Annotated in this window: 5 protein-coding genes; 1 reads left to right on the top strand and 4 read right to left on the bottom strand. The window is 72.1% G+C overall.

All coding sequences use genetic code 11. The features are described from left to right. The first annotated feature begins 366 nt into the window (after positions 1-366). On the top strand, positions 367-1,407 hold the full coding sequence (locus E1265_RS30910; protein ID WP_132934284.1) for an NAD(P)-dependent alcohol dehydrogenase: 1,041 nt from the start codon (positions 367-369) through the stop codon (positions 1,405-1,407). 47 nt (positions 1,408-1,454) lie between these two features. Here E1265_RS30910 and serA read toward each other — a convergent pair whose 3' ends face one another. The 4 genes from serA to E1265_RS30890 form a co-directional block, all read right to left on the bottom strand. Further along, entirely contained in the window at positions 1,455-3,044 is a 1,590-nt protein-coding gene (gene serA / locus E1265_RS30905; protein ID WP_132934283.1) for a phosphoglycerate dehydrogenase, read from the bottom strand. A 218-nt stretch (positions 3,045-3,262) separates the two neighbouring features. Then, entirely contained in the window at positions 3,263-4,261 is a 999-nt protein-coding gene (gene ilvC / locus E1265_RS30900) for a ketol-acid reductoisomerase (RefSeq protein ID WP_132934282.1), read from the bottom strand. A gap of 165 nt (positions 4,262-4,426) precedes the next feature. Then, positions 4,427-4,951 (bottom strand): acetolactate synthase small subunit, encoded by a 525-nt coding sequence (ilvN, locus tag E1265_RS30895; RefSeq protein WP_132934281.1) that lies wholly within the window; start codon positions 4,949-4,951, stop codon positions 4,427-4,429. Between the two features lie 39 nt (positions 4,952-4,990). Further along, positions 4,991-6,844, bottom strand: a complete 1,854-nt coding sequence (locus tag E1265_RS30890; protein WP_132934280.1) for an acetolactate synthase large subunit — start codon at positions 6,842-6,844, stop codon at positions 4,991-4,993. Positions 6,845-7,144: the final 300 nt, after the last annotated feature.

Here is a 7,144-nt window from a genome sequence, read left to right as displayed (position 1 = left end):
GCCCCTTCCCGCGCTTCGCGCGAGCGGGGCGGCGCGCCACGCGGGCCGGCCCGCGGCGGCTGCGCCGCCGGGCCACGCGCCCCCCGCCGCACGAGGCCACCGGCCAAAGGCGGCTGGGTGGGCGCGGCACAGCCACAGGCCAGCACCGCCGCAAGGGCCCGACGGGCGGCGAAGCCGCCGGTCAGGGCCCCTGCAAGCCGCGCAGCGCAACACCGCACCAGGCGCGCGGAGCACGGCGCGCGCCCGCGCCGTGGCCGACGCCAAGCGCGCAGCGAGCGCGCAGCGGACCCGTTTGCGGGTGGGGGGCGCGGGCCGCACCATGGGCGGAGGGTGGCGTTCGGCCACCACCCGCAGGGAGGTCGTCGGATGAAGGCCGTCCAGTATCGGGAGATCGGCACCGCGCCCGAGGTCGTGAGCGTGCCGGAGCCGGAGCCGGGGCCCGGGCAGGTGTTGCTGCGGGTGGCGGCGGCCGGGGTCTGTCACTCGGACATCGCCGTGATGAGCTGGCCGGCCGAGTCGTTCCCCTACACGCTGCCGCTCACCCTCGGGCACGAGGGCGCCGGCACGGTGGTGGCGGTCGGCGAGGGGGTCACCGGGGTCGCCGATGGCGAGCTGGTCGCGGTGTACGGGCCGCAGGGCTGTGGCCGCTGCGCCAAGTGCGCCGAGGGCAAGGAGAACTACTGCCTGCGCGCCGCCGAGTTGGGGATCTTTCCGCCGGGTCTCGGCTCCCCCGGCGCGATGGCGGAGTTCCTGCTGGTGGACGACGCCCGGTTCCTGGTGCCGTTGAACGGGCTCGACCCGGTGAGCGCGGTGCCCCTGACGGACGCCGGCCTCACCCCGTACCACGCGATCAAGCGCTCGCTGCCCAAGCTGCTGCCCGGGTCCACGGCCGTGGTGATCGGCACGGGTGGGCTCGGACACGTGGCGATCCAGCTGCTGCGCGCGTTGTCGCCGAGCCGGGTGATCGCGCTCGACGTGTCGGAGGACAAGCTGACGCTGGCCAGGGCGGTCGGCGCGCACGAGACGGTGCTGTCCGACGAGCGGGCGGCCGCCCGGGTCAGGGAGCTGACCGGGGGGCTCGGCGCCGAGGCGGTGTTCGACTTCGTGGGGGCCCAGCAGACCGTGACCACGGCGGGGGCGGTGGCGGCCGTGGAGGCGGACGTGGCGCTCGTGGGGATCGCGGGCGGCGCGCTGCCGGTCGGCGTCAACACGACCGCGTTCGACGTGGCCGTGACCGCGCCGTACTGGGGCAGCAGGGGGGAGCTCGGCGAGGTGCTCGCGCTGGCCAGGTCGGGGGCCGTGGAGGTCAGGGTGGAGACCTACGGGATCGACGACGCGCCGCTGGCGTACGAGCGGCTGCACGCCGGGAAGGTCAACGGCCGGGCGGTGATCCTGCCCAACGGCTGACGCGCCGCGGCGCCCCCGGTCGACGTCCGGGGGCGCCGCCGTGCGGGTCAGTCGGTGAGGTTGACGCCCCGGGCCGAGGTGGCGCCGATCTCGTCGGCGATCTCGTTGAGGACCGCGGGCGGGATGGTGCTGTCGATGGTGAGGGCGATCAGGGCGTCGCCGCCCTCCTCGGCGCGGGCCACCTGCATGCCGGCGATGTTGATGCCGGCCTCGCCGAGGATCCGGCCGAGCGTGCCGACGACGCCGGGGCGGTCGGTGTAGCGGAGGAACGCCATGTGGTCGGCGAGCGCCAGGTCCACGGTGTGCGGGCCGATGCCGACGATCTTCTGGAGGTGCTTGGGCCCGGCCAGGGTGCCGGCGACCGAGACCACCTCGCCGCTGGTCAGCGTGCCGCGCACGTTGATCAGGTTGCGGTGGTCGGGCGACTCGGAGCTGGTGGTGAGCCGCACCTCGACGCCGCGCTCCTGCGCGAAGAGCGGCGCGTTGACGTAGGAGACGGTCTCCGCGACGACGTCCTCGAAGACGCCCTTGAGCGCGGAGAGTTCCAGGATCTTGACGTCGTGCTGGGTGATCTCGCCGCAGACCTCGACGTCGAGCCGCTGGGCCACCTCGCCGGCCAGCGCGGTGAAGATGCGGCCGAGCTTCTCGGCGAGCGGCAGCCCCGGCCTGACGTCCTCGGCGATGACGCCGCCCTGGACGTTGACCGCGTCCGGGACGAGCTCGCCGGCCAGCGCGAGCCGGACGGACTTGGCGACGGCGAGGCCGGCCTTCTCCTGGGCCTCGCCGGTGGAGGCGCCGAGGTGCGGGGTGCCGATCACGGTGTCGAACTCGAAGAGCGGCGAGTCGGTACAGGGCTCGGTGGCGTAGACGTCGAGGCCAGCGCCGGCGACCCGGCCCTCCTTGAGGGCGCTGAGCAGGGCTGCCTCGTCGACGATGCCGCCGCGGGCCGCGTTGATGATCCGGACGCTCGGCTTGACCTTGTGCAGCGCCTCGTCCCCGATGAGCCCCAGGGTCTCGGGGGTCTTGGGGAGGTGGACGGTGATGAAGTCGGAGACGGCGAGGAGTTCGTCGAGGCTGAGCAGCCGGACGCCCATCTGGGCGGCGCGGGCCGGCTGTACGTAGGGGTCGTAGGCGACGATGTCCATGCCGAAGGCGGCCATCCGCTGGGCGACGAGCACGCCGATGCGGCCGAGGCCGACGACGCCGAGGGTCTTCTCGGCGAGTTCGACGCCCGTGTACTTGCTGCGCTTCCACTCGCCCTGTTTGAGCGCGGCGTTGGCCTGCGGGATGTTGCGGGCGGTGGAGACGATCAGGCCGCACGCGAGCTCGGCGGCGGTCACGATGTTGGAGGTGGGCGCGTTGACCACCATGACGCCGGCCTTGGTGGCGGCGGCCACGTCGACGTTGTCCAGGCCGACGCCGGCGCGGGCGACGACCTTGAGGCGGCGGGCGGCCGCGATGGCCTCGGCGTCGATCTTGGTGGCGCTGCGGATCAGCACGGCGTCCACGTCGGCGATGGCGGTCAGCAGTTCGTCACGGGCGGCACCGTCGCAGTGCCGGATCTCGAAGTCGGGACCGAGGGCATCGACGGTCGCGGGGGAGAGCTCTTCTGCGATGAGTACGACGGGCTTGCTCACTGGGTCTCACTGGTCCTTTGCGGAAGGCCGCGTCCCGACGGCCGGGCGGTGGAGAGGTAGGCAGCCACGTGGAGCCGCACGACGCTGTGAGCCCGTGACACGCTTGGTGCAGTGCAGTGTAGCGGCGGGCGGCGAGCCCGGCGGTCGAGTGCCGGACCCGCCGCCCGATCGAGCGAACTCCCCGCGGTGACGGGGCGGATCGATCGGTTCTGTGAGGCTCAGGCGTCCTCGTCGACCCAGCTCATCAGCTTGCGGAGCTCCTTGCCCGTGGTCTCGAGCAGGTGGCCGGCGTCGGCCTTCTTGTACTCGTTGTAGCGCGGCAGGCCGGCGTTGTACTCGGCCATCCACGCCTCGGCGAAGGTGCCGTCCTGGATGTCGCCCAGGATGCGCTTCATCTCGGCCTTGGTCTGCTCGGTGATGACGCGCGGACCCGACACGTAGTCGCCCCACTCGGCGGTCTCGGAGATCGACCAGCGCATCTTCTCCAGGCCGCCCTCGTACATGAGGTCCACGATGAGCTTGAGCTCGTGCAGGCACTCGAAGTAGGCGATCTCCGGCTGGTAGCCGGCCTCCGTCAGGGTCTCGAAGCCGGCCTTGACGAGGGCCGCGGTGCCGCCGCAGAGGACCGCCTGCTCGCCGAAGAGGTCGGTCTCGGTCTCCTCGGTGAAGGTGGTCTTGATGACGCCGGCCCGGGTGCCGCCGATGGCCTTGGCGTAGGAGAGGGCGAGCGGGAAGGCGTTGCCCGTGGCGTCCTGCTCGACGGCCGCGATACACGGCACGCCGCGGCCCTCCTCGTACTGGCGGCGGACCAGGTGGCCGGGGCCCTTGGGGGCCACCATGCAGACGTCGACGCCCGCCGGCGGCTTGATGAAGCCGAAGCGGATGTTGAAGCCGTGGCCGAAGAAGATCGCGTCGCCCTCCTTGAGGTTGCCCTTGACTGACTCCTCGTAGACGCGCGCCTGGATCGGGTCCGGCACCAGGATCATGATGACGTCGGCCTCGGCGGCGGCCTCGGCGGGAGTGGTCACCCGCAGCCCCTGCTCCTCGGCCTTGGCACGGGACGCGGAGCCCTCGTGCAGGCCGACCCGGACGTCGACGCCCGAGTCGCGCAGGGACAGCGCGTGGGCGTGGCCCTGGCTGCCGTAACCGAGGACCGCCACCTTGCGGCCCTGGATGATGGACAGGTCGGCGTCGTCGTCGTAGAACAGCTCGGCCACTTCGGTTCTTCTCCTTGTTGGTTCACGCCGCCGCGGAGGGGCGACAGCCGGGTTCCACGGTACGACCTGTGGAACGGGGGTGGTGGGTGGTCTCGGTATCCGGTCGGGGGCGGTGCCGCGCCCCGTGGGGGGCGCGGTTCGCAGCCGCTTTCCCGGTGGAGCCGCTCAGGCGCTGCGGTCCAGGGCGCGCAGCGAGCGGTCGGTGATGGAGCGGGAGCCGCGGCCGATGGCGATCGCGCCGGACTGCACCAACTCCTTGATGCCGAACGGCTCCAGCATCCGCAGCATCGCCTCCAGCTTGTCGCTGCTGCCGGTGGCCTCGATGGTGACGGCCTCGGGGGCGACGTCCACGGTCTTGGCGCGGAACAGCTGCACGATCTCGACGATCTGCGACCTGGTCTCGTTGTCGGCGCGAACTTTCACCAGAACGAGCTCCCGGTGGACGGCGGCCGACGGGTCGAGCTCGACGATCTTGAGGACGTTGACCAGCTTGTTGAGCTGCTTGGTGACCTGCTCGAGCGGCAGCGCCTCGACGCTGACGACGATGGTGATGCGGGACACCTCCGGGTGCTCGGTCGTGCCGACGGCGAGCGAGTCGATGTTGAAGCCGCGCCGGGAGAAGAGCGAGGTGATCCGGGCGAGGACGCCGGGCTTGTTCTCGACCAGGACGGAGAGCGTGTGCTTGGACATGGGGTTGGCTGCCTTCGGGGGTGGGTCGGTCCTGGTCGGTCAGTCGCCGGCGTCGCTGAAGTCGGGGCGCACGCCGCGGGCGGCCATCACCTCGTCGTTGGAGGTGCCGGCGGCGACCATCGGCCACACCATGGCGTCCTCGTGGACGATGAAGTCGATCACGACGGGCCGGTCGTTGATGGCGTTGGCCTTCTCGATCACGGCGTCGAGCTGGTCCGGGTCCTCGCAGCGCAGGCCGACGCAGCCCATGGCCTCCGCCAGCTTGACGAAGTCGGGGATCCGGGTGCCCTTGACCTCGGGACCCTCGCGCAGCACGGTGTTGGAGTAGCGCTGGTTGTAGAAGAGGGTCTGCCACTGGCGGACCATGCCCAGGGCGCCGTTGTTGATGATGGCGACCTTGATCGGGATGTCGTTGAGCGCGGCGGTGACCAGTTCCTGGTTGGTCATTTGGAAGCAGCCGTCGCCGTCGATGGCCCAGACGGGGGCCTCGGGACGGCCGGCCTTGGCGCCGAGCGCGGCGGGGACCGCGTAGCCCATGGTGCCCAGGCCGCCGGAGTTGAGCCAGGTGCCGGGGCGCTCGAAGGGCAGGTAGTGGGCGGCCCACATCTGGTGCTGGCCGACGCCCGCGGTGAAGACGGTGCCCTCGGGGGCGAGCTGGCCGATGCGTTCGATGACCTGCTGCGGGGAGAGGGTGCCGTCCTCGGGCAGGTCGTAGCCCAGCGGGTAGGTCTCGCGCCAGCGGTCGAGCTGCTCCCACCAGGCGGCGTAGCGCTCGGCGGCGTCGGGGCCGGCCGCGGTGGCGGGGTCGTCGGCGCGCAGCGCGGCGGTCAGGTCGGCCATCACGTCCTTGACGTCGCCCACGATGGGGACGTCGGCGACCCGGTTCTTGCCGATCTCGGCGGGGTCGATGTCGGCGTGCACGATCTTGGCGTGCGGCGCGAAGGAGTCGATCCTGCCGGTGACGCGGTCGTCGAAGCGGGCGCCGAGGGCGACGATCAGGTCGGCCCGCTGGAGCGCGGTGACGGCGGCGACCGAGCCGTGCATGCCGGGCATGCCCAGGTGCTGACGGTGGCTGTCGGGGAAGGCGCCGAGGGCCATCAGGGTGGTGGTGACCGGGACGCCGGTCAGCTCGGCCAGCTCACGCAGCTCGGCGGAGGCGCCGGCCTTGATGACACCGCCGCCGACGTAGAGGACGGGGCGCCTGGCCTGGGCGATCAGCCGGGCGGCCTCGCGGATCTGCTTGGCGTGCGGGCGGCTCACCGGGCGGTAGCCCGGCAGGTCGGTGGTGGGCGGCCAGGAGAAGACGGTCCTGGCCTGCAGGGCGTCCTTGGCGATGTCGACCAGGACGGGCCCTGGGCGGCCCGTGGCGGCGATGTGGAACGCCTCGGCGATGGTGCGCGGGATCTCCGCGGGGTCGGTGACCAGGAAGTTGTGCTTGGTGACGGGCAGGGTGATGCCGCAGATGTCGGCTTCCTGGAAGGCGTCGGTGCCGATGGAGGGGCCGGCCACCTGTCCCGTGATGGCGACCAGCGGCACCGAGTCCATGTGGGCATCGGCGATGGGGGTGACCAGGTTGGTGGCGCCGGGGCCCGAGGTGGCCATGCAGACGCCGACCTTGCCGGTGGCCTGGGCGTAGCCCGTGGCGGCGTGTCCTGCGCCCTGCTCGTGGCGCACGAGGATGTGGCGGACCTTGGTGGAGTCCATCATCGGGTCGTAGGCGGGGAGGATGGCGCCGCCGGGGATGCCGAAGACGGTGTCCGCGCCGACCGCTTCGAGGGAGCGGATGAGGGACTGGGCGCCCGTGACGTGCTCGACGGTGGCGGTGGGCTGCGGTGCTCCGCCTCGGGGGGCCCGTGGCTGCGGCTTGGGTGCCCCGGTGGCCTGCTCGGTCATCGACGTTCTCTTCTCGGGGTGGTGAGGGTGGTGAAGCTGGGTGCGGATGCGGGTTCCGACGTCGTCCCTGACGGCGTCGCTGCAACAAAAAACCCCTCGTGCCGTGAGGCATGCGAGGGGGAGCGCGTCGCTGGGGGCCACGGATTGTCCGAGGTCAGCCGACGCGCCATCCAAGTACGAGAATTCGGGAGTGCATGGGTCCGACCTTGCTCCCCTGCCCGCCGGGTGTCAAGCGAGCACGAGTGGCGTCTCACTATGTGGGCCGGGGGTGGCCGGGTTCTGGCCGGCCACGGACCGGGC

Source organism: Streptomyces sp. 8K308 (assembly GCF_004348315.1).
GTDB lineage: Bacteria > Actinomycetota > Actinomycetes > Streptomycetales > Streptomycetaceae > Streptomyces.
This window is presented reverse-complemented; position numbering and strand designations above follow the sequence as displayed.